The following is a 24,247-nucleotide window of genomic DNA, read 5'->3' as shown; positions in this document are numbered from 1 at the left end:
TTAATTCCTTTGTTCCCTTGTTTTCCCCTGCGCCCGATGATGAATCCGACGCTAACAAGAAGATAACAAAGGAATTCACCATGCAAACCCCATTTCGTCTGCCGCTGCTGGCGGCGCTGATTCTGGCGACAACCGCAGCCTGGGCAGCAGATGCGCCCGTCAAAGGCGGCACGCTGATTTATCTGGAGCAACAGGCGCACACCAACCTCTATCCTCCTGCCGGTGGCTTTTACCCGAACGGCGGCATCCTGAATCAAATCACCGACAAACTGACGTGGCAGAACCCAAAGACGCTGCAGGTGGAACCCTGGGTGGCAGAAAGCTGGACCACCAACGCCGATAAAACCGAATACACCTTTAAACTTCGTCCCGGCATCACCTTCTCCGACGGCACGCCGCTGGACGCGAACGCCGTGGCGAAAAATTTTGATACCTACGGTTTAGGCAATAAGGCGCAGCGCCTGCCGGTGTCAGAAGTGATCAACAACTACGATCGTAGCGAAGTCATCGACCCGCTGACCGTGAAGTTCTACTTCAAAAAACCGTCGCCGGGGTTCCTGCAAGGCACCGCCACCATTGGCTCGGGTCTGGTTTCGCTCAGCACGCTGAAGCGCAACTTCGAAGAGCTGGGGGATGCCCGCCATATCATTGGCTCCGGTCCGTTTGTGGTGAAGGACGAGAAGCTGGGTCGTGAAGTGACGCTCGAAGCGCGCAAAGACTATCAGTGGGGTCCCAAAAATCTGGCGCAACAGGGGCCAGCCAACCTAGACGGCATTAAGTTTATCGTCACTCAGGAAGACAGCGTGCGCGTTGGCGCCCTGCTGGCCGGTCAGGCCGACTTTATTCGCCAGGTGCAGGCGTATGACGAAAAGCAGGCGACAGACCAGGGCTATAAGACCTACGCCGCCCCGACGCGCGGGGTGAATGACAGCATCAGCTTCCGCCCGGATAACCCGCTGGTCTCCGATATTCGCGTACGCCAGGCGCTGCTGCATGCCACCAATGCAAAACAGGTGGTCGAGACCCTCTTCTCGGCCAACTATCCGCAGGCGAAGTCGGTGATTGCCGATTCCGCCGCAGGCTTTGTCGACCTCAGCGACAAATTGACCTTTGACCCGGCAAAAGCTAACCGGCTGCTGGACGACGCGGGCTGGAAAGCCGGCAGCGACGGGATCCGCGCCAAAGACGGCCAACGTCTGGCACTGACGGTGTATGAATCCCTGCCGCAGCCGCAAAACAAAGAGGTGCTGCAGCTGGTTGCCCAGCAGTGGCGACAGGTGGGCGTGGCGTTGAGCGTCAAAGCCGGTGATGCAGGCAGCCGCACGCTGGATAACCTTGACCCGCTGAAAACCCCGTTAACCGTCTCCGAAGTAGGCCGCGCCGATCCGGACGTGGTGAAAAGCATGTTCTACCTGGCTAACCGCGACGCGCTGCTGCAAAAAGGCGGATCCAGCGACAAGGTCAAAAACTTCCGTGACGACAAGCTGAATGAACTGCTGGTGAACATTTCTGCTGAGGTCGATCCGCAAAAACGCCTGCAGCTGAGCGGCGATGCCCAGCGCTACCTGCTGGATAACGCCTACGTCATTCCGATTTTCGAGGAGCCGCAGGTCTTTGCCGGCGCGCCGTGGCTGAAAGGCGTCAATTTTGAAGCGGTAGGCCGCCCGTCGTTCTACGGCGCGTGGATTGAGAAACACTGAGGAGCTGACGATGCGCCACGCACTTCTTCAACGCTTTGGGCACGGGCTGCTGGTACTGTGGGCCGCCTTTACCCTCTCGTTCGTGTTGCTCCAGGTGCTGCCGGGCGACGCGGTGCTGATTAAATTTCAGAACCCGGACCTGGGCTTAAGCCCGGCGCAAATCGAGGAGATGCGCGTGGCCTACGGCGCGGACAGCCCGCTGTGGCAGCAATACGGCCACACGCTGCTGGCGATGCTGCGCGGTGATTTCGGCTATTCGCTACAGGCAGGCGTGCCGGTCAGCGAACTGATTGCCAGCAATCTGCCGGATACCCTGAGTCTCGCCCTGCCCGCGTTTGTACTCGCGGTCCTGCTGGCGTTTGCGCTGGCCTTTGCATCGCGTCTGCCGGGTCTGCGCTGGCTGAGCAATACCCTCCAGTCTCTGCCGGTCCTGTTTATCTCCTTACCGACGTTCTGGCTGGGGATTGCCCTCATCCAGCTTTTTTCCTTTCAGCTACGGCTGATCCCGGTGATTAACCCAACGCCGCTGCAGGGGCTGATCCTGCCGATAGTGACCGTTGCGATCCCGATCTCCGCCCCGCTGGCACAAATTCTGATGCGCAGCCTGGACCAGGTGGCGACGCAGCCGTTTGTCGCCGTTGCCCGGGCCAAAGGGCTGAGTGAAACCGCCGTCCTGTGGCGTCACGTTACCGGCAACGCCCTGCTGCCGGTCCTGAACATTGCCGGGCTGCTGCTGGGCGAGCTGATTGCCGGGGCGCTGATCACGGAAACCGTTTTTGGCCGCAGCGGGCTCGGACAGCTGACCCAGCAGGCGGTGAATAACCAGGATATCGCCGTACTTCAGGCGGTAGTGATGATTTCCGCCCTCGGTTTTGTCCTGATCAATCTGCTGGTGGATCTGCTGATGCCGCTGCTGGATCCCCGCCTGCAAACCGTTACCGGAGGTGCATCATGAGTCTGGTCGATTACGCTGCCGCCGCGCGAAAACGCGTTCCAGCGTGGCAGGGCGTGGAATGGCAGCCGGGACTGTGGCTGGCATGGGGGGTGATTATTCTCGCCGCTTTTGCCGCCGTGGCGCCCGGCCTGTTAACCCACTACAGCCCGATTGAGGGCATCGCCGGGGCACAACGCCTGGCGCCGCAGGCGGGACACTGGCTCGGCACCGATCAGCTTGGCCGCGATGTTTACACGCGTATTGTCTATGGTGCATCACACTCCCTGAGCGCGGCGCTGGCCGCCGTGACGATGGGTCTGGTGGTAGGCACCGGCTTAGGCGTGGTTGCCGGGGCGTTCGCCGGACGCGTCGAGTCTCTGCTGATGCGCTTCGTCGACGTGCTGCTGTCCATCCCGTCTCTGCTGCTCTCGCTGACGGTGATTATTCTGCTCGGGTTTGGCACCGTTAACGCCGCGATTGCCGTCGGCGTGGCCTCAATTGCCAGCTTCGCCCGCCTCGCGCGCGGTGAGGTCGTGCGCATTCGGCACACGGATTATGTCGAAGCGGCCTTTGGCAGCGGCGGGACGTTCTTTGCGGTGCTGTGGCGACACATCCTGCCCAACGCGTTAACCGCCGTCCTCGCCTTTGCCACGCTGCAGTTTGGTCAGGCCATCCTGGCGCTCTCCACGCTGAGCTTTCTCGGCTACGGCACCCCGCCGCCGGTGCCGGAATGGGGCTTATTGATTGCCGAAGGCCGTAACTATCTCTCTACCGCCTGGTGGCTCACCACCTTCCCCGGCGTCGTCGTCATCGCCGTGGTGCTGGCCACCAACCGTATCAGCCAACAGTTCAGCGGAGGTCGCTAATGACCGTGCTCTCAGTGGAAAATTTGACGATCAGCTACCGTACCGCGCGCCAGTGGCGAGAGGTGGTGCATAGCGTCAGCTTTACGCTCGGGCGAGGTGAAATGCTGGCGTTTGTCGGCGAATCCGGATCCGGCAAAACGACCACGGCACAGGCGATCATTGGTCTGCTGGCTGACAACGCCCGGCGCGATGCGGGAAAAATATCGCTCAACGGCGAGGAGATTAGCCGATGGTCCGCTAAGCGTCTCGATACCCTTCGCGGGGCGCGAATTAGCCTGGTACCGCAGGATCCGGGTAATTCGCTCAACCCGGTGAAAACCATCGGTGCGCAGGTCGGAGAAATTATTCAGCTACACCAGAAGGTGACCCGCGCCGAGCGCGACGAGCAGGTGCTCTCCCTGCTGACAAAGGTCGGCCTGAGCCACCCCGAACAGCGCATGACGCAGTATCCCCACCAGCTCTCCGGCGGAATGAAACAGCGCGTGTTGATTGCCATCGCGATTGCGCTGCGCCCGGATGTGATCGTTGCCGATGAGCCCACCAGCGCGCTGGATGTGACGGTGCAAAAACGCATTCTCGATCTGCTGGATATCCTGCGCCGGGAGTCGGGTACCGCCGTTCTGTTTGTCACCCACGATCTGGCGCTGGCCGCACAGCGTGCGGACAGGCTGCTGGTTTTTCGCGATGGCGAGGTTCAGGAACAGGGCAACACCCCCGATATCGTCCGCACGCCGCAGCACGCCTACACCCGCCAGCTGCTGAGCGATCTCCAGGGCCAGCGCCTGACCATCGCCCCGGTAGCAGGCCGCCGGCTCGCGTCACCGGCCATTCGCGCCCGCGCCATCAGCAAACAATTCTCCCTCGGCAAAGGACACCAGCTTCAGGCGCTGGACCGGGTAACGTTTGACGTCAGGCGCGGCAGTACGCATGCGCTGGTTGGTGAATCCGGCTCCGGGAAAACCACCCTCGCCCGTATTTTGCTCGGTTTTGAACAGGCCGACAGCGGGCAGGTCATCATTGATGATATTGATGCCACCGCGCTCAGCCGCGAGGCCCGCCGTCAGCTGCGCCAGAAGATCCAGTTTGTCTACCAGAACCCGTTTGCCTCTCTCGACCCGCGTCAGACGCTGTTTGAGATCATCGAAGAACCACTGAAGAATTTTTCTCGCCTCGGTAAGGCGGAGCGAAAGGTCCGGGTGGAGACCGTGGCGCAGCGGGTTGCCCTGCCCGTCGAACTCCTGAGCCGCACCGCCCGGGAACTTTCAGGCGGACAGCGCCAGCGCGTTGCCATCGCCCGGGCGCTGATCCTCGAGCCGACCATTCTGGTGCTGGACGAAGCCACCTCCGCGCTGGACGTCACCGTCCAGGCGCAGATCCTGGCTCTGCTCCAGCAGCTGCAGCAGCAGCTGGGATTGACCTACCTTTTTATCACGCACGATCTGTCTACCGTTCGCCGGATCGCCCACAGCGTCACGGTGCTGCGCAGCGGTCAGGTGGTCGAACAGGGCGACGTCGGAACCTTATTCGCGTCGCCGCAGAACGATTATACCCGCGAGCTGATTGACGCCATTCCCCATTTTTCACCCGCTACGGAGGAGTTCGCATGACGCGAAAACGCCTGGGATTTTTCACCCGCCTGCTTGACGACGCTACGCCGAAGGAGCGCTATCGTCTGGCAACTGAACAGATCCGCCACGCCGAACGCCACGGTTTTGACAGCGCCTGGATTGCGCAGCACCACTTCCACGAAAGTGAAGGCGGCCTGCCGTCGCCGCTGCTGTTTCTGGCACACGTCGCCGCGCATACCGAAACCATCCGCCTGGGCACGGCCATCATTACCCTGCCGATGGAAAACCCGCTGCGCGTCGCAGAAGATGCCGCCGTGCTCGATTTACTCGCCGATGGACGTCTTGAAGTCGGTTTTGGTTCGGGGGGCACACCGACCTCATTTCTGCCGTTCGGCCTGACGTTTGAGGAGCGCGGCGCGGCCTTTGCCGACCATTTGCATGTGATCCAAAGCGCCTGGCGCGGGGATTCCCTGACCCATCCGGATAACCACCTTTACCCTCCTGCGCCACAGCTTGCTGACCGTATCTGGATTGCCACCTTCTCTGTCGACGGTGCCGTTCGCGCCGCGCAGGCCGGACACGGTTTAATGCTCTCGCGCACGCAGCCGCGCCCGGCAGATCGGCTTGATTTAACGCTCGACGAGATCCAGAACCCGATTGTGGATGCCTATCTCGATGCGCTGCCGGCGGGCATCGCGCCGCGTATTCTGGCCTCCCGCACGGCGTTCGTCGCCGACAGCGACGACTATGCGCTCAAGGTCGCGGCGCCGGGCCTCACGAAGCAAGCCCAGCAGCATCGCGCTGCCGGGCTCACGGCTAAAGGTGACGGTGTCACCGATTATCGCCGCCAGTTCGACGCCCATATTGGTTCGCCCGATACGGTGCTGCATTCGCTGAATGCGGATTCCATTCTCAGGCGCGCCACGGATATCTCATTCCAGGTTCATTCGGTCGAACCCACGCATCGCGACACGCTGCGGTCCATCGAACTGATCGCCGAACGTATTGCCCCCCACATCCTTTGAGGAGACACCTATGTCATTAAGTCAGGACATTCTCGCCGAGCTGGCGGAAATTAAACCCGGTTCCCCTCTGGCAGAGGCGCGCGCCACGCGTGATGCCGCCACGCGCCACGCGCAGGGCAGCTACGAAATCCTGTTTAGCCAGCAGGATGGTGATTTTGCACTCGACGAGCGCTTCGCCGTGGCGGCAAAAGTCGCCCGTTGGCACAGCGCGGAGGCGCTGGCCGCGCACTATGCGGGGTTTGGCCTGGCCGACCCCACCTCAGAACGCCTGACCCCGGCGCTGAATTTCGCGCGGCTGCTGACGTTCTCCCCCGTCGAAGCGACGCCAGCTGCATTGAAGGCGCTGATCCAGGCGGGATGGAGCAAGGAAGGCATTGTTACCCTGGCGCAGCTCGTCGCGTTTGTGAGCTTCCAGAGCCGACTCATCACCGGGCTACGGCTGCTGAACGACAAGCCCGTCGCCAAAAGCGATGCGCCGGTGGCGGCAGGCATCTGGCACACGACCGCAACAACGGTCACCGGGAAGGCGGCCCCCGTCGCGTTTACCCAGCAGGAGCTGGGATGGGAACCGTGGATAGCGGCCAAACCGCTGGCGGATTTCCGTGACGATGAGGTTGCCATCCTGGCGAAATTTGGTCATACCGATTCCGACTACTTCCGCCTGCTGGGGCGCAACCTGCCGGTGCTTGAACAGCGCACGCTAACGGATAAAGGGATTTTTTATACACCGGGGGGATTGCCGCGCGCCGAGCGCGAGCTGGCCGCAACGGTCGCCAGTAAAATCAACGGCTGCATTTACTGCGCATCTGTCCATGCGCGTAAGGCCAGCCAGCTGTCAAAGGATGACGCTGCGGTAGAGGCGCTTCTGGCGGTGCGTCCGGGGCAATCTCTGAGCGAGGGGCACTCCGCACGCTGGCAGGCGGAAATCAATTTTGCGGCGGCGCTGTCGGTCACGCCGCCTGCCGCCACGCCGCTGCACCTTGCCGCGCTGGAAAAAGAGGGGCTGGATACCTTAGCGCAGCTTGATCTGGTGCAGTCCGCCGCGTTCTTCGCCTGGGCCAACCGCCTGATGCTGACCCTGGGTGAGCCCTGGCTTGCCTGAAACCTGTCAGGCTAGCGCGCGAGCGTTAGCCTGAGCCCGTCTGGCCCGAAGATGACCGTAGATCAGCAGCGCACTCATGGCCGAGAAAGAGAGTATTGCTGCCGGCAGCGTGACGTAACGCCAGCTAAAGCCGAAGGTAATCATCATCCCGCCAAAATACGCGCCAATCGCGCTGCCGAGATTAAACGCCATCTGCCCCCCTGCCGCCCCCAGCATCTCACCGCCCTTCGCATTTTGCAGAAGCAGAATTTGTAGCGGCGCAGAGAGTGCGAACAGCCCGGCACAGCAGATAAAGCCCATGACCAGCGAGGCCGTTTTCAGTTCGCCAAAGGCGAAAAGCAGCAGCAGTGAGGCGACAATCACCATGTCGGTGGTGGCCGCAATGCGCAGCGGGCTAAACCGGCCCGAGAGTTTACCGCTCAGCAGATTGCCCAACACCATGCCAAGCCCCATCAGCATCATGACGATCGTCATCACGCCTTCGGTGAAGCCTGAAACGTTGACCATAAACGGCTTAACGAAGCTGAACCACGCGAACACGCCGGCGTTGCCAAACATGGTGGCGGCAAAAATCAGCCAGGGTTCTGGTTTTTTCAGAAAGTGGAACTGCTCGGTCAATTTGATTTCTGACGTGTCGTGGATGTCCGGCACCCAGAGCAGAACCGAAAGGATCACCAGCGCGTCGAACACGGCAATCAGAAAAAAGGTATAACGCCAGCTGAACTGGTGCCCGAGCCAGGTCCCCAGCGGTACGCCCACCAGGTTGGCTACGGTCATACCGGCGATCATTCCCGCCACCGCGACCGTCACCTTACCCGGTGGCGCAATTTTCGAGAGGATAATCGCCCCGACGCCAAAAATGGCCCCGTGCGGAAAACCAGAAATCAGCCGTCCCAGCGCCAGCCAGAAGTACGACGTGGAAAACGTAAACAGGGCATTGCCGACAGCGGACATCGCCACCAGAAACAGCAGCGTGGTTTTTAAGGAGAACTTACCGGAAAACAGCGCCATAATCGGAGCGCCAATCACCACACCGAAAGCATAAAACGAGATCATATTCCCGGCGGAGGGAATCGAAATACCCGTGTCATGCGCCAGTTCGGTGAGCACGCCCATAATGCCAAATTCAGCCATCCCGAGGCCAAATGTGCCAAGTGCCAACGAAAAAATTGTCTTTTTCATACTTCAACCACTGGTTAATCACTCGCGACGGGCATTATTGAATAATCTTGTATGGTGAGCCAGTTCAAATCGGTTGGCTGACAGGTTAATCCATTATTTCAGGAGTTTTCTCCAATTGCTACGCGGCAGGAGAGGCAAATAAAAAGCCCCGGCAGGTGTCAGGGCTTCAAAAGGTTTAAGGTGTAGCTTTCACAGTGCGCTTTCTGCCACTGTTTTGGCGCGTGTAATAGCGCCAGCATTGAAAATTGGGTGCTCGTGATTGTTCGTTATGTCACGAACGCGGTAGATTTTCCATGCTTCATCTTCACGACGAAGAAATACTTCAAGGTGTATGGTTCGCCCGTTACCCGCCCCTTCAGTGACCTGGACTACTTCACCGTTTAAAAATGGCCTGGCGTTTTCCACTCGTAACGCGGGTATCCATTCGCGAGAGTAATCCTGGGTATACGTAAAATAGTCAGACTCTATTAACTCTTGTTCAGAGATTTCCTGAATGGCACTAATGCGAGTAAGAGTATCAGCAGAAACATATTTACGCAGTTCGTCGTCAGGATAAGGCCTGGCTTCATCGCTGCCGTATGCAGAAAGATAGGATTTATAAAATAATTCGGTGGTGTCTTGTGCGCTATGGTCTTGATTGGCAGCCGAACTACATCCCACCAGCAACATAACGAATGATAAAAATATCCTTTTCATTAATGCATCCTGTAAATTTTAAAAGATGGTTGCATTTTGCGGTACCCAGGCCCCGGATACATGCTTTTTTGAATAAAGTCAGAAATCCACTGCGTACCGTCATACATAGTCATGTGACCTATGCCATTTCCACCAGGATACGGCTGTATCACAGCCACATCGCCAGAAATTAAAGTTGAACCGGGCGGCAGCTCACTGAATCCAGCTCGTAATAATTCCGCCCCATAATCTTTTGCATAATCTGTGTTCGGCACCTTAACACCTCCAGCCAGAATGGCCAGGCGGGTAAACTTAGCACATTCACTATGAGAGTGCCCCAGAGCGTGTGAACGGAGATACGAAACCGCAGCTTCTTTATTCCAACTCATTCTTAGTTCCTTTAAGTAAATAAGAATGAAATTATCACGCTAACCACACATAGCGCGCGGGTTTAAAAGTGCTGTAAAATTAATTACCTAAAAAGATTACGTATAATATCAGGTGGATTACACTTCATAGTGCGGCCTCGCTTTTTCCCGCGCCGGATAACCTGAGGATGACAATCATGGGAAGCAAAAAGAAAACCAGTGTCGCTGTTGATGTCGAAACGAATGCACCGCTTAAGACCAAAGAGTACGAAAAAGAGCTTCGTCGCCTGCACGTGGAACTGGTTAAGCTCCAGCAGTGGGTCGTCGCCAAAGGTCTCAAAGTGTGTATTGTTTTTGAAGGACGCGACGGTGCCGGTAAAGGCGGTACCATTAAAGCGATCACCGAGCGCGTCAGTCCTCGCGTGTTTCGCGTTGTTGCGCTGCCGGCGCCAACTGATAAAGAAAAAAGTCAGCTCTACTTCCAGCGCTATGTGCCGCATCTGCCTTCGGCTGGCGAAATAGTGATATTCGATCGCAGCTGGTATAACCGCGCGGGCGTGGAACGGGTAATGGGTTTCTGCACGGAGGAACAGGCGGAGAAATTTTTGGACGGCGCACCGGTCATGGAAAAAGCGATGGTGGATGCCGGGATTATCCTGCTGAAGTACTGGCTGGAGGTGACGCCTAAAGAGCAGGAGCGCCGCCTGCGCGATCGTATTAACGACGGTCGTAAAATCTGGAAGCTTTCGCCGATGGATATTAAATCCTTTAACCTGTGGGACCAGTATACCCTCGCGCGCGACGCTATGTTTGAAGCCACCGATACCGCCTGGGCACCGTGGTTTGTGGCGCGTTCAGAAGATAAAAAACGCGTGCGCCTGAATATTATTTCGCACCTGCTTTCGCAGATCCCCTATAAAGAAATACACGTAGACAAGGTGGATTTACCGAAACGTAAAATTGGTAAAGTCAAACCCACAAAATACCCGTTCCGGTATGTGCAGGAGCGGTTCTGATATAGCAGGAGTAGGCCCGCGCAAGCGCAGCGCCGCCGGGCAAAGCCGACGGCGCTGCGCTCACTTCATTCCTTCCGTACTTTCCTGTTTCGCTTCCAGACGTTCCACATCACGATACCAGCGCGGGTGGTGTTTCTGCGCCCAGCGGCGGCTCACCTTCCCTTCAATCATCCCTTTAATCGATCCTTTTACCCAGAACGCCATATACATATGGATCAGGATGGCGTGGATCAGAATGATGGCCGACGTGGCGTGGATCAGCAGCGCGTAGCGAATAACCTGAATCGGGAAATAGTGCGCAAAATACGGACGCCAGATAATCACCCCGGTCACCAGCAGCACAAAAATCATGCTCATGATGGTCCAGAACATCATCTTCTGCCCGGCGTTGTATTTCCCCACTTTCGCAACTTTATGCTCGTTCCCCTTCAGGACTTCGACGATCCCTTTCACCCACGGGATATCCTGCTTGTCCGGGATGTTATGGTGGACAAAGCGCACGAACATAAACATCAGCACCACGAAAATCAGCACGCCGAAGAACGGATGCAGAATGCGCCCCATCTGCGGCGTACCGAAGGTTTCGGTCAGCCACTGCAGCGTCGGGAAGAAGAACGAAATCCCCGACACCGCCACCAGGAAGAAGCAGATCACCACCGTCCAGTGACAGGCGCGGTCGACAAATTTCGTGCGCACTATCATTTTCGACTTACTCATGATGATCCTCCTCGTCGTCATCCACCTCTTTGTTTGGCCCGATGCCGATGTAGTGATAAATCAGCCCGGCGAAGGTGGCGATAAAGCCCGCCGCCGAGAGCGGTTTAAGCGCCCCTTTCCACAGGTTGATGGACGTATCGATCGCCGGATCCTTCGGCAGGTTGTGGTACAGCTCCGGCTGGTCGTTGTGGTGCAGCACATACATCACGTGCGTACCGCCCACGCCCTGCGGGTTATAGATGCCCGCATTCTGGTAGCCGCGCGCTTTCAGCTTATCCACACGTGCCTGCGCCACGTCCAGCATCTCTTTTTTGGTGCCGAAGTGGATAGCCCCGGTCGGACAGGTTTTGACGCAGGCAGGCTCCTGCCCGACGCTGACGCGGTCCACGCACAGGGTGCATTTGTATACCCGGTTATCCTCTTTATTGAGGCGCGGGATATTAAACGGACAGCCCGCGATGCAGTAGCCGCAGCCGATGCAGTTGTCCTGCTGGAAATCGACGATCCCGTTGGCGTACTGAATAATCGCGCCGGCAGACGGGCACGCCTTCAGGCAGCCCGGATCTTCACAGTGCATGCAGCCGTCTTTGCGGATGAGCCACTCCAGCCTGCCGTTCTGGTTGGTTTCGTTAAAGCGCATTACCGTCCAGGATTTGGCGCTCAGATCCGCCGGATTGTCGTAGACCCCGACGCAGTGCCCCACCTCGTCGCGGATATCGTTCCACTCCGAGCACGCCACCTGGCAGGCCTTGCAGCCCACGCAGGAAGATACGTCGATAAGCTTGGCAACCTCTGCCTTGTAGTCCCGCGCGCGGGGTGCGGGCGTTATCGGGTTGGTCGCGGAGCGTTTGATAACGTCTTGTGTTTCCATCGCCATTGAATCGCTCCTTACGCTTTCTCGATGTTGACCAGAAACGCCTTGTACTCCGGCGTTTGCGAGTTGGAATCGCCGACGTTTGGCGTCAGGGTATTGGCGATGTAGCCTTTCTGCGCCACGCCCTCAAAGCCCCAGTGCAGCGGAATGCCCACGGTTTCCACCTGCTGCCCGTGCACGTTCAGACTTTGCAAACGACGGGTCACCACCGCCACCGCGCGAATAAAGCCGCGCTTGCTGCTCACCGTCACGCGGTCGCCGTTGGCAATGCCTTTCGCCTTCGCCAGCGTCTCGCTGATCTCCACAAACTGTTCCGGCTGCGCGATAGCGTTAAGCCGCGCGTGCTTGGTCCAGGTATGGAAATGCTCGGTCAGGCGGTAGGTCGTCCCCACGTACGGGAACTTGTCCTTTTTGCCTAAGCGCAGAACGTCGTCTTCGTAGATGCGCACTACCGGGCTGGAGATCACGTTTGGATGCAGCGGGTTCGTTCCCAGCGGCGTTTCCATCGGCTCGTAGTGTTCCGGGAACGGCCCCTCTGCCAGCTTGTTGAGGGCAAACAGGCGTCCCAGCCCTTCCGGCTGCATGATAAACGGCCCGGTGTTGCTGCCCGGCGCGGCGGTGTTGTAGTCCGGGATATCGTTCCCCGTCCACTTCGCCCCGTTCCACTGGATCAGCATGCGTTTCGGATCCCACGGCTTGCCGTTGATATCCGCCGAGGCGCGGTTATACAGCACGCGGCGGTTGAGCGGCCACGCCCATGCCCAGCCCAGCGTATTGCCCAGCCCGGACGGATCGGCGTTGTCGCGGTTGGCCATCTGGTTGCCCTGCTCCGTCCAGCTGCCGGCGTAGATCCAGCATGACGACGCGGTCGTGCCGTCGTCGCGCAGCAGCGCGAAGCTGTTCAGCAGCTGGCCTTTCTTCGCCACAAGGGCGCCGCTCGCGTCATAGAGATCCGCCAGCGCCACGCCGTTGTTCTCTTTGGCGACTTCCTCTGACTCAGGGCGATCCGGCTGCTTGTAGTTCCAGCTCATCTTCAGCAGCGGTTCGGCGCCTTTGCCCCCTTCGGTGCGGTACATTTCGCGCAGGCGATGGTAAATCCCGGCCAGGATCTCGCCGTCGTTACGCGCTTCGCCCGGGGCGTCCTGGCCTTTCCAGTGCCACTGTAGCCAGCGGCCGGAGTTGGCAATAGATCCGTCTTCTTCTGCAAAGCAGGTGGACGGCAGGCGGAACACCTCGGTCTGGATCGACGCCGGATCGACATCGTTTGATTCCCCGTGGTTCTGCCAGAAGGTGGAGGTCTCGGTCACCAGCGGATCGATAACCACCATGTACTTCAGCTTGCTCAGGCTGCGAACGACTTTGTTTTTGTCCGGGAAGGAGGCCACCGGGTTAAAGCCCTGGCAGATATACCCCGTGACGTTGCCCTTATCCATCATGTTGAAATACTTGATGACGTCGTAGGCCTGGTCCCACTTCGGCAGCCACTCAAAGCCCCAGTCGTTCTCCTTCTGCGCCGCATCGCCGTAGAAGGATTTCATCAGGCTGACATAGAATTTCGGATAGTTGCTCCAGTAGTTCACCTGATCCGGCAGCGTCGCTTTTGGCGTATTCGCGGCCAGATAGCTTTGCAGATCGGCCTGCGTCTCAGACGGCAGCGTCAGGTAGCCCGGCAGGCTGGTCGACAGCAGGCCGAGGTCGGTCAGGCCCTGGATGTTGGAGTGACCGCGCAGCGCGTTTACGCCGCCGCCCGCCATGCCCATGTTGCCGAGCAGCAGTTGGATCATCGCCATGGTGCGGATGTTCTGCGCGCCGACGGTATGCTGCGTCCAGCCCAGCGCGTACAGGAACGTCGTGGTTCTGTCTGCGGCGCTGGTTGAGGCCAGCACTTCACACACCTTCAGGAAGTCCGCTTTCGGCGTGCCGCAGATGTTCTCCACCACCTCCGGCGTGTAGCGGGAAACGTGCTGCTTCAGCAGGTTCCACACGCAGCGCGGGTGCGTCAGCGTCTCATCACGCATCGCATAGCCGTTTTCGTCGAACTGATAGTTCCAGGATGTTTTATCGTACTGGCGTTTTTCAGCGTCATAGCCGCTAAACAGCCCGTCATCGAAGGCAAAATCATCCCGCACCAGCAGGTTTGCGTTGGTGTAGTGCTTAACGTAGTCCGCGTTGATTTTGTTGTTTTCGATCAGGTACAGCAGTACCCCAGACAGGAACGTAATGTCCGTGCCGGAGCGGATTGGCGCATAGATATCGGCCACCGATGCCGTACGCGTAAAGCGCGGATCGACGACGATAAGCGTTGCGTCGTTGTTGTTTTTCGCTTCCATCGCCCAGCGGAACCCCACCGGATGGGCTTCAGCGGCGTTACCGCCCATCACCACCACGACGTTAGCGTTTTTGATATCAACCCAGTGGTTGGTCATCGCACCGCGACCAAATGTTGGAGCAAGACTTGCTACCGTTGGTCCGTGTCAGACGCGCGCCTGGTTATCTACCGCCAGCATGCCGAGAGAGCGCACAAATTTTTGCGTCAGCATGCCGGTTTCATTACTCGCCGCAGACGCGCACAGCATCCCGGTGGAAAGCCAGCGGTTGACCGTTACGCCCTGCGCGTTCTTTTCAATAAAGTTGGCGTCGCGGTCGGCTTTCATTAATTTGGCAATACGGGAAAAGGCCTCATCCCAGGAGATACGCTGCCATTTATCAGAACCCGGCGCGCGGTATTCCGGGTAGCGCAGGCGGTTTTCGCTGTGAACATAGTCCAGCAGCCCCGCCCCTTTCGGGCAAAGCGCCCCGCGGCTCACCGGATGATCCGGATCCCCTTCAATATGGTAAATCGCTTCTCTGGCGTTCTTCGCGCCATCGCCCAGGCTATACATCAAAAGCCCACAACCTACGGAGCAGTATGTGCAGGTGTTACGGATCTCTTTTGCGCGCAGCAGCTTATAGTTGCGTGCCTGAGCCAGCGCCATTTTGGGAGCAAATCCCAGCATGGCTGCCGTTGTTCCGGCCATACCGCCCGCGCAGATTTTGAAAAATTGTCTGCGGCTGACGTCCATTGTTGTCCTCGTTTTCGAATAAGACTTCGTGGCGCAAACTAGCAGTAACTCCCCTGATTTTTTTGCGTCAAATCAAGGTCATCTGTCTTGACCCCCTTAATAGTCACCCCCGGAATATTTAAATACCCCTTTTTGATTAACGGTTTAAGAGAATAATTCGCGACAGCGTCAGGATGAATGCGATACATTTTTCGTTTGATTTTTATTGCAATGGCGAAGTAATGGACAGAAAAAGAGCAACGCTTATTGGGCTGGCGGCAATACTGTTATGGAGCACCATGGTCGGCCTAATTCGCAGCGTGAGTGAGGGACTGGGCCCGGTAGGCGGTGCGGCGATGATATACACCCTCAGCGGATTACTGTGTCTGGTGACGGTAGGATTTCCTGATATCAGGCGGTTTTCACCCCGCTATCTTATTGCCGGCAGCGTTTTATTTGTCAGCTACGAAATATGCCTGGCGCTGTCGCTGGGCTATGCCGCAACGCGATCGCAGGCTATTGAAGTCGGCATGGTCAATTACCTTTGGCCAAGCCTGACGATTGTGTTTGCCATTTTGTTCAACGGTCAAAAATCTACCCTGTGGGTGATCCCCGGGTTAGCCATCTCGCTGCTGGGCGTCTGCTGGGTATTAGGGGGCGAACAGGGGTTACATCTTGATGAAATCACCCGCAATATCGTGTCCAGTCCGCTGAGCTATGCGCTGGCATTCGCCGGGGCATTTATTTGGGCCGCCTACTGCACCGTAACCAGTAAATTTGCGAAAGGGCAAAACGGTATCACCCTGTTTGTTTTGCTGACAGCGCTGAGTCTGTGGGTGAAATATGCCCTCAGCGATCAGCCCGATATGGTGTTCACGCTTCCGGTGGTGGTAAAACTCGTGATGTGCGGGGTAGCCCTTGGGTTTGGTTATGCCGCATGGAATATTGGCATCCTTCACGGTAACGTCACGGTACTGGCTGCCGTATCCTATTTCACCCCGGTCCTCTCAGCCGCGCTTGCCGCCGCAGTGCTGAATTCCCCACTCTCCTTCGCATTCTGGCAAGGCGCGCTGATGGTCTGCGCCGGGTCGTTGCTTTGCTGGTACGCCACCAGAAAATAATGCCAGTTTTGCTGTCGGGTAATATTTATCCCGACAGCAAAAAATTAACATAAATTTAATATGTGAGCGCACGCCAAAATATTCATCAGGCCAGTAGTGCGCGTGTTTAGACTCTGTTTATATTAGCGTCCTTTCGTAAATTTCCATTCACTTCCATTGACATAAATTGACACCGGCTCGTGATTAGTTACTTGCGAATACTCACGATCTTAATAGCACAAAGTGCAATAGTGTGTTTCTGTTTATTTCATTTAATAGAACGGAAATTCCGTACATAAAAGGTTTAAAACAAGGCATTACGGCTCAAATAGCCACTCACCACCCACCAAAAGAACGAAAATACCGATAATTACCATTTTTTATAAAACCACATCGAAACTATATTACCGGCAATCAATCACGCAAAAAATTGAATGAATATTCATCAATTCACGCCATTTCACCGTCATTTACCCGATCTCGATCACACTAACTGAAATTATTACTAATAATTTGAAACTTATTATTGAAATAGGACTACAAGATTTCTAAAAATAGCATGCCATTGACGATTAGCCTCGTTTAGAAATTGTTCAAAGTGGCTCAGGAAATACCAAAGAAAATTATAAGGAATATTTAAGATGAAACTTAAATTAGTTGCAGTGGCAGTGACTTCCATGTTGGCAGCAGGCGTTGTAAACGCGGCTGAAGTTTATAACAAAGACGGTAACAAGCTGGATCTGTACGGTAAAGTAACAGGTCTGCACTATTTCTCTGATGATTCCAGCAACGACGGCGACAAAACTTACGTTCGTCTGGGCTTCAAAGGCGAAACTCAGATCAACGATCAGCTGACCGGTTACGGCCAGTGGGAATATGAGTTCAAAGGCAACCGTTCTGAATCCCAGGGCGCTGACGGCAACAAAACCCGTCTGGCATTCGCGGGTCTGAAATTCAACGAATTCGGTTCATTCGACTACGGTCGTAACTACGGTGTTGCTTACGACATCGGCGCATGGACTGACGTTCTGCCAGAGTTCGGTGGCGATACCTGGACTCAGACCGATGGCTTTATGACTGGCCGTACGACTGGCGTTGCAACCTACCGTAACACCGACTTCTTCGGTCTGGTTGACGGTCTGAACGTTGCTGCTCAGTACCAGGGTAAAAACGACCGTAATGACATCACCGAAGCGAACGGTGACGGCTGGGGTCTGTCTTCTACCTATGAAATGGACGGCTTCGGTGTTGGTGCAACCTACGCTAAATCTGACCGTACTGACCGTCAGGTTGCTGCAGGTCGAGTCGCTAACACCGTTAACGCTGGCGGTGAGAACGCAGAAGTATGGGCTGCTGGCCTGAAATACGATGCGAACAACATCTACCTGGCAACTACCTACTCTGAAACCCGCAACATGACCAACTTCGGTGACGGTTATATCGCGAACAAAGCTCAGAACTTCGAAGTTGTTGCTCAGTACCAGTTCGACTTCGGCCTGCGTCCATCCATCGCTTACCTGAAATCCAAAGGTAAAGACATCGGTTCATACGGCGACCAGGATCTGGTTGAATACGTTGACGTTGGCGCGAGCTACTACTTCAACAAAAACATGTCTACCTATGTTGATTACAAAATCAACCTGGTTGACGACAACAGCTTCACCAAAGCAACTGGCGTTGCTACCGACAACATCGTAGCTGTAGGCCTGACCTACCAGTTCTAAGATTTGTCACGATAAAAAGCCAGCCCATGTGGCTGGCTTTTTTTATACGGATTTCTGGCGTCAAAAAGGAGTACGCCATGCACATATTCAAAGGACGCTGCTTGTGCGGAATGAGTCAGTTCAGCGCGAGCCTCAACAATTTTGACGTATACGCATGTCACTGCACGCAATGCCAGAAGTGGTCGGGCGGTATTGCCATGTATCTTGAGACGCAGGGCCAGCCGCTGGTGGAGCAAGACTCCATCTCCCCTTCTCATTTTGCGTCATCCGCACGCGGCGAACGCTGGTTCTGTCCCGGCTGCGGCTGCCCGCTGTGGTTCAAACTGACCTCAACGTCGCGCTACTTCATTCCCTGGACGCTGCTTGAGATGAGCGAGGATGAACGACGTCGGCTGGTGCTAGCAGCAGAAATCTACACCGAAACCCAACCTGCGTTTTTTGGCCTGACCGGGCAATACGCGCGCTACAGCGGATCGGAAATGGAAGCGCTGGACAAACACTGCCTGCTTACGCCGTAAGTGGTTCAACGCTCGCCGCCCGACGCAGCCAGTTTTGCAGCAGCTTACCGTCCTCGGTCATCTCTGAATCTGAACGAACGCAGAGGTGATAGTCGCGCCCGTCATCAATGGGTAAGTCAAATATCTTCACCAGCTCGCCGCTCTCAAGATAAGGTGCGATCAGCGGCTCGCGCATCAACGCGCAGCCCAGCCCGGCCTGCACGCCGGCCAGCGTTAACAGCCCGTCCTCAAACAGAGGGCCGCTGCGCCGGAGCGGGCGTTTTACCCCCTGCAGCAGAAACCACTGCGGCCACGTGGTGCGCTCCTCATCGTGCAGCAGGGGCATTTGCAGCAGCTGCTCAGGCGTGTCGATATGGCCATGAATGCGCAAAAACGCCCGGCTGCACACCGGCACCATCTGTCCGGAAATCAGTTTTTCGCTTTGATAGCCCGCCCACTGGCCGTTACCAAAACGAATCGACATATCCGACGCATCGCTCAGATAGTTACGGTGGTTGGCATACACCACGTTGATCTCGGTCTGCGGATTGGCACGCATGAAATCAGGCAGGCGCGGGATAAACCACCCCATGCCGAAAAGCGGGATCAGGCTGATGGTGACCTGACGCGTTTGCGCCTGCTCAGCCAGATGCTCCGTTGCCTGGCGCAGCACGTTAAACGCCGCTCGGATCGAGCGGTAATATTCACGTCCGTGCTGGCTCAGCACCAGCCTGCGCCCCTGACGCTCCGTCAGCGGCATTTGCAGATACCCTTCGAGCACCTTGAGCTGATGACTGACCGCCGACGGTGAGATATCCAGCTCCTGCGCGGCCAGCGTGACGCTGCCAAGCCGGGCGATGGCCTCAAAGGCACGAACAGCCCGAAGCGGCGGATCGTTTGCCAGGCGGCTTTCTGCATACGCAGACAAACCCGCCGATTGTTCTGTTTTATTCATATGTTGATTTCTTTAGGCTTTTCGTCCGGAAATGCGATTATATTATCTTTATATAAATCATTAAGATAATGCAATATCGGTTTATCATAAGAAATAATATATGTGTATTTTACAATTTAATTCATTTATCGGATGGTAGCCGCAGAGAGAGCACTTTGCGGGTACAGACGTTGGATACATTCATACAACAACTGATCAACGGCGTGATGCTGGGAAGCATCTACGCGCTGATCGCGCTGGGCTATACCATGGTGTATGGCATCTTGCGCATTATTAACTTTGCTCACGGCGATATTCTGATGGTTGGCGCGCTCACCACGCTCTCCGCCATTAACGCCCTGAACGCCACCTTTCCGCACATGCCGCTGCTGTTGCAGCTTGGCGTTGCCCTGGCGATTGCCATGGCCGTTTGCGCCCTGCTGGCAATGGCAGTAGAGCGTTTTGCCTACCGCCGACTGCGCAACGCCCCGCGCCTGGCGCCGCTGATCTCGGGTATCGGCGTCTCTGTCCTGCTGCAAACCGTGGCGATGATTATCTGGACGCGCAACCCGCTGATGTTCCCGCAGATCCTGCCCATGGACCCGATCGCCGTGACGTCAGGAAGTGAACTGCATCCCCCTGCCATTGTGACCGTCACCGGCATTGTTACCGTGGCGCTGGCGCTTGCGGTAATGACCGGGCTTTGGCTGCTGGTGGAATACACCCGCCTGGGCCGCGGCATGCGCGCCGTGGCGGAAAACCCGCGCGTGGCCACGCTGATGGGGGTTAACCCCAACGCCATTATTGCCCTGACGTTCGCCATTGGCGGCGTATTTGCCGCGCTGGCAGGCGTGATGATGGCGAGCAACTACGGCAACGCCAGCTTCTCGATGGGCTTCCTGCCGGGGATTAAAGCCTTCACCGCCGCCGTGCTGGGCGGGATTGGCAACATTCGCGGCGCCATGATTGGCGGGATCCTGCTCGGCATTATCGAAGCGCTGGGCGCAGGTTATCTGGGGGAGCTGACCCACGGCGTCTTTGGCAGCAACTATCAGGACGTTTTTGCCTTCATGGTCCTGATTCTGGTGCTGGTCTTCCGTCCGGCAGGCCTGCTGGGCGAGCGCGTGGCGCACAGGGCATAAGGAAAAAGATGACAACTCTTCAACTACAAACCCCGGCGGCGCCGCGCAAATTCTGGTCAGGCATGGTTCTGTTCTGCCTCGCGCTGCTGGTTGCCCCCGTGGTGGCCACGCAGCTTGGCGGCAACTACTGGGTGCGCGTTATCGACTTCGCCCTGATCTATATCATGCTGGCGCTGGGGCTCAATATTGTGGTGGGCTATACCGGCCTGCTGGATATGGGGTTTATCGCTTTTTACGCGGTCGGGGCTTACCTCGCTGCACTGATGGCCTCGCCACACCTGCTGGAGGTGTTTCCTGTCCTCGGCGTCTGGTTCCCGGACGGGCTGCACACGTCATATCTGCTGATTATTCCGCTGGCGGCGCTCGTCGCTGCGGTCTGCGGCATTTTACTGGGTGCTCCCACGCTGAAGCTGCGCGGGGACTATCTGGCGATAGTGACCCTCGGCTTTGGTGAAATCATCCGCATCCTGATGCGCAACCTCGACCGTCCGGTGAACATCACCAACGGTGCAAAGGGCATTACCGGGGTGGATACGCTGAATCTGTTCGGCCTGAAGTTTAGCGGCGTATACCACTGGTTTGGTTTCAAAGTGCCCGCGCTGTGGCTGTGGTACTACCTGCTGATGCTGGTGATTGTGGCGATTATTTTTGTCTGCCTGCGCCTGCAGCATTCCCGTATTGGTCGCGCCTGGCACGCCATCCGTGAGGATGAAGACGTCGCACGGGCGATGGGCATCAACGTGCGTAACTATAAGCTGCTGGCCTTTGCGATGGGTGCCTCTTTTGGCGGCGTGGCGGGTGCCCTTTTCGGCGCGTTTCAGGGCTTTGTCTCCCCGGAATCCTTCACGTTACAGGAATCCATTGCCGTACTGGCGATGGTGGTGCTCGGCGGTATGGGACATATTCCGGGCGTGATCCTCGGCGCGGTGCTGCTTACCGCCCTGCCGGAACTGCTGCGCAGTCAGGCAGCCCCGGTTCAGCAGGCGCTGTTCGGCACGGTGCTGATTGACCCGGAAGTGCTGCGGCAGCTGTTCTACGGCCTGGCGCTGGTGCTGGTCATGCTGGTGCGTCCTTCAGGCATCTGGCCGGTACGCCACAAGGAGGTGAAAGCATGAGCCTGTTAACCGTACGCAATATGTCAAAACGCTTCGGCGGGCTTACCGCCGTGGATGATGTGTCGATCGCCGTGAACAAGGGCGAGATCTACGGGCTGATCGGCCCCAACGGCGCGGGGAAAACCACCTGCTTTAACCTGATCACCGGGCTTTATCCGGCGGACAGCGGTGAATTTTCCATTGCCGATAAGCCCTATTTTCCAAAGCACATTGAGAAAGTCACCGCCGCCGGGATTGCGCGCACCTTCCAGAACGTGCGCCTCTTTAACGACATGTCGGTGCTGGAAAACGTGATGGTGGGTCGCCACGTGCGCACCCGTAACGGCCTGTGGGCCGCGCTTAGCCGCCACAAACGCGCTCGCGCGGAAGAGACGCAGACCCGGGAGCTGGCCTGGCACTGGCTGGAGTACACCGGCATTGCGAAGTTCGCCCACTACCGCGCCTGCGATCTGGCGTATGGTCATCAGCGCCGTCTGGAGATTGCCCGCGCGCTGGCAACGGATCCGCTGCTGCTGGCGCTGGACGAACCCGCCGCCGGGATGAACGCAGCGGAAAAAGTGGCGCTCGGCGAGCTGCTTATCCGCCTGCGCGATGACGGTAAAACCCTGCTGATGATTGAACATGACGTCAAGCTGGTGATGGGCATCTGCGATCGCCTAACAGTGCTTGATTACGGCAAAACGCTCGCCAGCGGCACGCCGGAGAGCGTACGTCGCGACCCGGCAGTGATCGCCGCCTGGCTTGGAGGCAACGCCCATGTCTGAATTACTCAAGGTCGAACGTCTGGACGTGCATTACGGCGGCATTCAGGCCGTACGCGACGTCTCTTTTACCCTGCACGAGGGCGAACAGGCTACGCTGATCGGCGCTAACGGCGCGGGGAAAAGCTCCACCGTGCGCGCCATTACCGGGCTGGAAAGCTTTAGGGGCAGTATTGAATTCAACGGTAAAGCGGTACGTAAGCACACCCCCGAAACCCTGCTCCGCGACGGGTTGGTCATGGTCCCGGAAGGACGAGGGATCTTCTCCCGCATGACGGTGCTGGAAAACCTGCTGATGGGCGCCTGGCTAAGACGTGACGCTGTCACCGTTAAGCAAGAGATGAACGCCATTTTCGAGCGCTTCCCGCGCCTGGGAGAACGGCAGCATCAGCTCGCTGGCCTGCTTTCCGGCGGAGAACAACAGCTGCTGGCCCTTAACCGCGCCCTGCTCAGCCGCCCGCGCCTGCTGATCCTCGACGAACCCTCGATGGGCCTCGCCCCGAAGATGGTCGAAAACATTTTTGCCGTCATTGCCGGCCTGCGCGAGCGCGGCGTTGCCGTGCTGCTCATCGAGCAAAACGCCCGTCTCGCGCTGGAAGTCACCGACAGCGCGTGGGTAATGGACAGCGGCAGCATTGTTCATCATGGCGAATCGAAAGCGCTGCTCAATGACGACCAGATTGCACAGATTTATTTGGGCGAAATGCCCGTTTAACAACACCAGCCAACATCAGGGAAATACAATGAAAACAGTAAAAATCAGTGCGCTTAGCGCCGCTATCCTCCTCGGCAGTTTTGCCTCGACGGCCGCGTGGGCCGCCGACGGTGAAACCGTGGTTATCGGTCTGGCAGGCCCGCTCACCGGCCCGTCTGCCCGTATCGGTAAAGATCTGGAGAACGGCGCGCAGCTGGCAATTGACGACATTAACAAGCAGCACCCGACCATCGGCGGCAAAGCGGTGACCTTTAAACTGCAGTCCGAAGACGATCAGTCCGACCCGCGCACCGCCGTGGCCGTGGCGCAGCGTCTGGTGGATAGCGGCGTGGCGGGCGTGGTCGGTCACTGGAACACCGGTACCAGCATTCCTGCCGCACGTATCTATCACGATGCGGGTATCGCACAGGTGGCACCGGTCGCGACCGGTCACGCCTATACCAAACAGGGTTTTGATACCAGCTTCCGCGTGATGGGCCACGACGACGACGGCGGTCAGTTTGCCGGTCAGTACGCGGTCAATACGCTGAAAGCCAAACGCATCGCGGTGATTGACGACCGTACCGCCTTTGGTCAGGGTCTGGCGGACCAGTTTATTAAATCGCTGGAAGCGCAGGGCGTGAAGGTTGTCGATCGTCAGTACGTTGATGATAAAACGGTGGACTTCAGCGCCGTGCTGACCGCTATTCGCAGTAAAAACGCCGATCTGATCTTCTTCGGCGGCGTCGACAGCCAGGCCGCACCGCTGGCGCGTCGTATCAAACAGCTGGGCATGAACGCCACGCTGATGGGCGCAGGCGGATTTGTCAGCCAGACGTTCCTGCAGCTGGCGCAGAAAGAAGGCGAAGGCGTAGTCGCGCTGGAGCCGGGTCTGCCCGTTGACCAGATGCCGGGTGGAAAAGCGTTCGAACAGGCCTATCAGTCCCGCTACCATACCCATATCGAACTGCACGCTCCGTTCGCCTATGACGCCACCCGCGTGCTGGTTGCGGCGATGGAAAAAGCAGACTCCGTTGAGCCGTCCGACTATCTGCCCGCCCTGCGCGCCATCAGCTACTCCGGCGTCACCGGACAGATCGCGTTTGATAAAGAAGGTAACCTGAAATCGCCGTCTTTCACCGTTTACAAAGTTGTCGACGGCAAATGGCAGCCGCAGACCGTGCTGGGTGGCGCAAAAGCGAAGTAACGCAG

22 protein-coding genes are annotated in these 24,247 nt (G+C 57.4%); 15 read left to right on the top strand and 7 right to left on the bottom strand.

All coding sequences use genetic code 11. The features are described 5' to 3' along the window. Positions 1-80 precede the first annotated feature (80 nt). The 6 genes from V4835_RS11510 to V4835_RS11485 are packed head-to-tail and all read left to right on the top strand — an operon-like array spanning position 81 to position 7,195. Positions 81-1,700, top strand: coding sequence for a TIGR04028 family ABC transporter substrate-binding protein (locus V4835_RS11510; protein ID WP_331412226.1), 1,620 nt, complete (start codon positions 81-83; stop codon positions 1,698-1,700). A 10-nt stretch (positions 1,701-1,710) separates the two neighbouring features. Next, positions 1,711-2,655: an ABC transporter permease gene (locus V4835_RS11505; RefSeq protein ID WP_024909556.1), complete on the top strand. Its 945-nt coding sequence runs from the start codon at positions 1,711-1,713 to the stop codon at positions 2,653-2,655. Next, a complete protein-coding gene (locus V4835_RS11500; RefSeq protein WP_032656932.1) occupies positions 2,652-3,500 on the top strand; it encodes an ABC transporter permease in 849 nt (282 codons plus the stop codon). The genes V4835_RS11505 and V4835_RS11500 overlap by 4 nt, the downstream gene beginning before the upstream one ends. After that, positions 3,500-5,107 (top strand): ABC transporter ATP-binding protein, encoded by a 1,608-nt coding sequence (locus tag V4835_RS11495; RefSeq protein ID WP_331412225.1) that lies wholly within the window; start codon positions 3,500-3,502, stop codon positions 5,105-5,107. The genes V4835_RS11500 and V4835_RS11495 overlap by 1 nt, the downstream gene beginning before the upstream one ends. Continuing rightward, a complete protein-coding gene (locus V4835_RS11490; protein WP_331412224.1) occupies positions 5,104-6,093 on the top strand; it encodes a putative FMN-dependent luciferase-like monooxygenase in 990 nt (329 codons plus the stop codon). The genes V4835_RS11495 and V4835_RS11490 overlap by 4 nt, the downstream gene beginning before the upstream one ends. A gap of 10 nt (positions 6,094-6,103) precedes the next feature. Beyond that, the gene (locus V4835_RS11485) at positions 6,104-7,195 is read left to right on the top strand and encodes an alkylhydroperoxidase domain protein (protein ID WP_331412223.1); all 1,092 of its coding nucleotides are present in this window, start codon (positions 6,104-6,106) and stop codon (positions 7,193-7,195) included. Between the two features lie 6 nt (positions 7,196-7,201). On the opposite strand, the gene araJ is transcribed toward V4835_RS11485, so the two are convergent. From araJ to V4835_RS11470, 3 genes are all read right to left on the bottom strand, one after another. Continuing rightward, a complete protein-coding gene (araJ, locus tag V4835_RS11480) occupies positions 7,202-8,377 on the bottom strand; it encodes an MFS transporter AraJ (RefSeq protein ID WP_063142699.1) in 1,176 nt (391 codons plus the stop codon). A gap of 189 nt (positions 8,378-8,566) precedes the next feature. Further along, positions 8,567-9,073, bottom strand: a complete 507-nt coding sequence (locus V4835_RS11475) for a YbjP/YqhG family protein (protein WP_331412221.1) — start codon at positions 9,071-9,073, stop codon at positions 8,567-8,569. Next, positions 9,073-9,441 (bottom strand): hypothetical protein, encoded by a 369-nt coding sequence (locus V4835_RS11470; protein WP_331412220.1) that lies wholly within the window; start codon positions 9,439-9,441, stop codon positions 9,073-9,075. The genes V4835_RS11475 and V4835_RS11470 overlap by 1 nt, the downstream gene beginning before the upstream one ends. Before the next feature lie 176 nt (positions 9,442-9,617). On the opposite strand from V4835_RS11470, the gene ppk2 reads away from it, so the two are divergent. Next, the gene (ppk2, locus tag V4835_RS11465; protein ID WP_331412219.1) at positions 9,618-10,436 is read left to right on the top strand and encodes a polyphosphate kinase 2; all 819 of its coding nucleotides are present in this window, start codon (positions 9,618-9,620) and stop codon (positions 10,434-10,436) included. Positions 10,437-10,496: 60 nt separating this feature from the next. Here the strand turns inward: ppk2 and fdnI are convergent, their stop codons facing one another. The 3 genes from fdnI to fdnG are packed head-to-tail and all read right to left on the bottom strand — an operon-like array spanning position 10,497 to position 15,089. After that, positions 10,497-11,153: a formate dehydrogenase-N subunit gamma gene (fdnI, locus tag V4835_RS11460; protein WP_032640727.1), complete on the bottom strand. Its 657-nt coding sequence runs from the start codon at positions 11,151-11,153 to the stop codon at positions 10,497-10,499. Beyond that, positions 11,146-12,030: a formate dehydrogenase subunit beta gene (gene fdxH / locus V4835_RS11455; protein WP_331412218.1), complete on the bottom strand. Its 885-nt coding sequence runs from the start codon at positions 12,028-12,030 to the stop codon at positions 11,146-11,148. Before fdxH ends, fdnI begins: the two co-directional genes overlap by 8 nt. 11 nt (positions 12,031-12,041) lie before the next feature. Continuing rightward, positions 12,042-15,089 (bottom strand): formate dehydrogenase-N subunit alpha, encoded by a 3,048-nt coding sequence (gene fdnG, locus V4835_RS11450; RefSeq protein ID WP_331412217.1) that lies wholly within the window; start codon positions 15,087-15,089, stop codon positions 12,042-12,044. Between the two features lie 221 nt (positions 15,090-15,310). Between fdnG and yddG the strand changes: the two genes are divergently transcribed. The 3 genes from yddG (at position 15,311) to V4835_RS11435 (ending at position 18,410) form a co-directional block, all read left to right on the top strand. Then, positions 15,311-16,189 (top strand): aromatic amino acid DMT transporter YddG, encoded by an 879-nt coding sequence (gene yddG / locus V4835_RS11445; RefSeq protein WP_331412216.1) that lies wholly within the window; start codon positions 15,311-15,313, stop codon positions 16,187-16,189. Between the two features lie 620 nt (positions 16,190-16,809). After that, complete coding sequence (ompC, locus tag V4835_RS11440) at positions 16,810-17,892, top strand: porin OmpC (RefSeq protein ID WP_063142693.1); 1,083 nt, start codon at positions 16,810-16,812, stop codon at positions 17,890-17,892. Positions 17,893-17,969: 77 nt separating this feature from the next. Continuing rightward, positions 17,970-18,410 carry a GFA family protein gene (locus V4835_RS11435; protein WP_063142692.1) on the top strand — a complete coding sequence of 147 codons (441 nt, stop codon included), beginning with the start codon at positions 17,970-17,972 and terminating at the stop codon, positions 18,408-18,410. On the opposite strand, the gene V4835_RS11430 is transcribed toward V4835_RS11435, so the two are convergent. Then, positions 18,400-19,344, bottom strand: coding sequence for a LysR substrate-binding domain-containing protein (locus tag V4835_RS11430; protein ID WP_063142691.1), 945 nt, complete (start codon positions 19,342-19,344; stop codon positions 18,400-18,402). The genes V4835_RS11435 and V4835_RS11430 overlap by 11 nt on opposite strands. A 170-nt stretch (positions 19,345-19,514) precedes the next feature. On the opposite strand from V4835_RS11430, the gene V4835_RS11425 reads away from it, so the two are divergent. From V4835_RS11425 to V4835_RS11405, 5 genes are read left to right on the top strand one after another with little or no spacing between them, the layout of a single operon-like run. After that, on the top strand, positions 19,515-20,465 hold the full coding sequence (locus V4835_RS11425) for a branched-chain amino acid ABC transporter permease (protein WP_063142690.1): 951 nt from the start codon (positions 19,515-19,517) through the stop codon (positions 20,463-20,465). A gap of 8 nt (positions 20,466-20,473) precedes the next feature. Further along, complete coding sequence (locus tag V4835_RS11420) at positions 20,474-21,580, top strand: branched-chain amino acid ABC transporter permease (protein ID WP_331412215.1); 1,107 nt, start codon at positions 20,474-20,476, stop codon at positions 21,578-21,580. Continuing rightward, positions 21,577-22,344 carry an ABC transporter ATP-binding protein gene (locus V4835_RS11415; RefSeq protein ID WP_032656902.1) on the top strand — a complete coding sequence of 256 codons (768 nt, stop codon included), beginning with the start codon at positions 21,577-21,579 and terminating at the stop codon, positions 22,342-22,344. Before V4835_RS11420 ends, V4835_RS11415 begins: the two co-directional genes overlap by 4 nt. Next, the gene (locus V4835_RS11410) at positions 22,337-23,056 is read left to right on the top strand and encodes an ABC transporter ATP-binding protein (protein ID WP_331412214.1); all 720 of its coding nucleotides are present in this window, start codon (positions 22,337-22,339) and stop codon (positions 23,054-23,056) included. Before V4835_RS11415 ends, V4835_RS11410 begins: the two co-directional genes overlap by 8 nt. A 28-nt stretch (positions 23,057-23,084) precedes the next feature. Further along, positions 23,085-24,242, top strand: a complete 1,158-nt coding sequence (locus tag V4835_RS11405; RefSeq protein ID WP_331412213.1) for a branched-chain amino acid ABC transporter substrate-binding protein — start codon at positions 23,085-23,087, stop codon at positions 24,240-24,242. Positions 24,243-24,247 lie beyond the last annotated feature (5 nt).

Origin of the sequence: Enterobacter cloacae complex sp. CARB60 (genome assembly GCF_036487345.1) — a bacterium.
In the GTDB taxonomy this organism is placed as follows: domain Bacteria; phylum Pseudomonadota; class Gammaproteobacteria; order Enterobacterales; family Enterobacteriaceae; genus Enterobacter; species Enterobacter asburiae_D.
The sequence above is the reverse complement of the archived record's forward strand: the minus strand, read 5'-3'. Positions and strand labels throughout refer to the sequence as shown.

Excerpts from the sequence above, each read along its gene's own strand:
- V4835_RS11510 (WP_331412226.1), top strand. The coding sequence starts at position 81 with ATGCAAACCCCATTTCGTCTGCCGCTGCTGGCGGCGCTGATTCTGGCG.
- V4835_RS11505 (WP_024909556.1), top strand. The coding sequence starts at position 1,711 with ATGCGCCACGCACTTCTTCAACGCTTTGGGCACGGGCTGCTGGTACTG.
- V4835_RS11500 (WP_032656932.1), top strand. The coding sequence starts at position 2,652 with ATGAGTCTGGTCGATTACGCTGCCGCCGCGCGAAAACGCGTTCCAGCG.
- V4835_RS11495 (WP_331412225.1), top strand. The coding sequence starts at position 3,500 with ATGACCGTGCTCTCAGTGGAAAATTTGACGATCAGCTACCGTACCGCG.
- V4835_RS11490 (WP_331412224.1), top strand. The coding sequence starts at position 5,104 with ATGACGCGAAAACGCCTGGGATTTTTCACCCGCCTGCTTGACGACGCT.
- V4835_RS11485 (WP_331412223.1), top strand. The coding sequence starts at position 6,104 with ATGTCATTAAGTCAGGACATTCTCGCCGAGCTGGCGGAAATTAAACCC.
- araJ (WP_063142699.1), bottom strand. The coding sequence starts at position 8,377 with ATGAAAAAGACAATTTTTTCGTTGGCACTTGGCACATTTGGCCTCGGG.
- V4835_RS11475 (WP_331412221.1), bottom strand. The coding sequence starts at position 9,073 with ATGAAAAGGATATTTTTATCATTCGTTATGTTGCTGGTGGGATGTAGT.
- V4835_RS11470 (WP_331412220.1), bottom strand. The coding sequence starts at position 9,441 with ATGAGTTGGAATAAAGAAGCTGCGGTTTCGTATCTCCGTTCACACGCT.
- ppk2 (WP_331412219.1), top strand. The coding sequence starts at position 9,618 with ATGGGAAGCAAAAAGAAAACCAGTGTCGCTGTTGATGTCGAAACGAAT.
- fdnI (WP_032640727.1), bottom strand. The coding sequence starts at position 11,153 with ATGAGTAAGTCGAAAATGATAGTGCGCACGAAATTTGTCGACCGCGCC.
- fdxH (WP_331412218.1), bottom strand. The coding sequence starts at position 12,030 with ATGGCGATGGAAACACAAGACGTTATCAAACGCTCCGCGACCAACCCG.
- yddG (WP_331412216.1), top strand. The coding sequence starts at position 15,311 with ATGGACAGAAAAAGAGCAACGCTTATTGGGCTGGCGGCAATACTGTTA.
- ompC (WP_063142693.1), top strand. The coding sequence starts at position 16,810 with ATGAAACTTAAATTAGTTGCAGTGGCAGTGACTTCCATGTTGGCAGCA.
- V4835_RS11435 (WP_063142692.1), top strand. The coding sequence starts at position 17,970 with ATGCACATATTCAAAGGACGCTGCTTGTGCGGAATGAGTCAGTTCAGC.
- V4835_RS11430 (WP_063142691.1), bottom strand. The coding sequence starts at position 19,344 with ATGAATAAAACAGAACAATCGGCGGGTTTGTCTGCGTATGCAGAAAGC.
- V4835_RS11420 (WP_331412215.1), top strand. The coding sequence starts at position 20,474 with ATGACAACTCTTCAACTACAAACCCCGGCGGCGCCGCGCAAATTCTGG.
- V4835_RS11415 (WP_032656902.1), top strand. The coding sequence starts at position 21,577 with ATGAGCCTGTTAACCGTACGCAATATGTCAAAACGCTTCGGCGGGCTT.
- V4835_RS11410 (WP_331412214.1), top strand. The coding sequence starts at position 22,337 with ATGTCTGAATTACTCAAGGTCGAACGTCTGGACGTGCATTACGGCGGC.
- V4835_RS11405 (WP_331412213.1), top strand. The coding sequence starts at position 23,085 with ATGAAAACAGTAAAAATCAGTGCGCTTAGCGCCGCTATCCTCCTCGGC.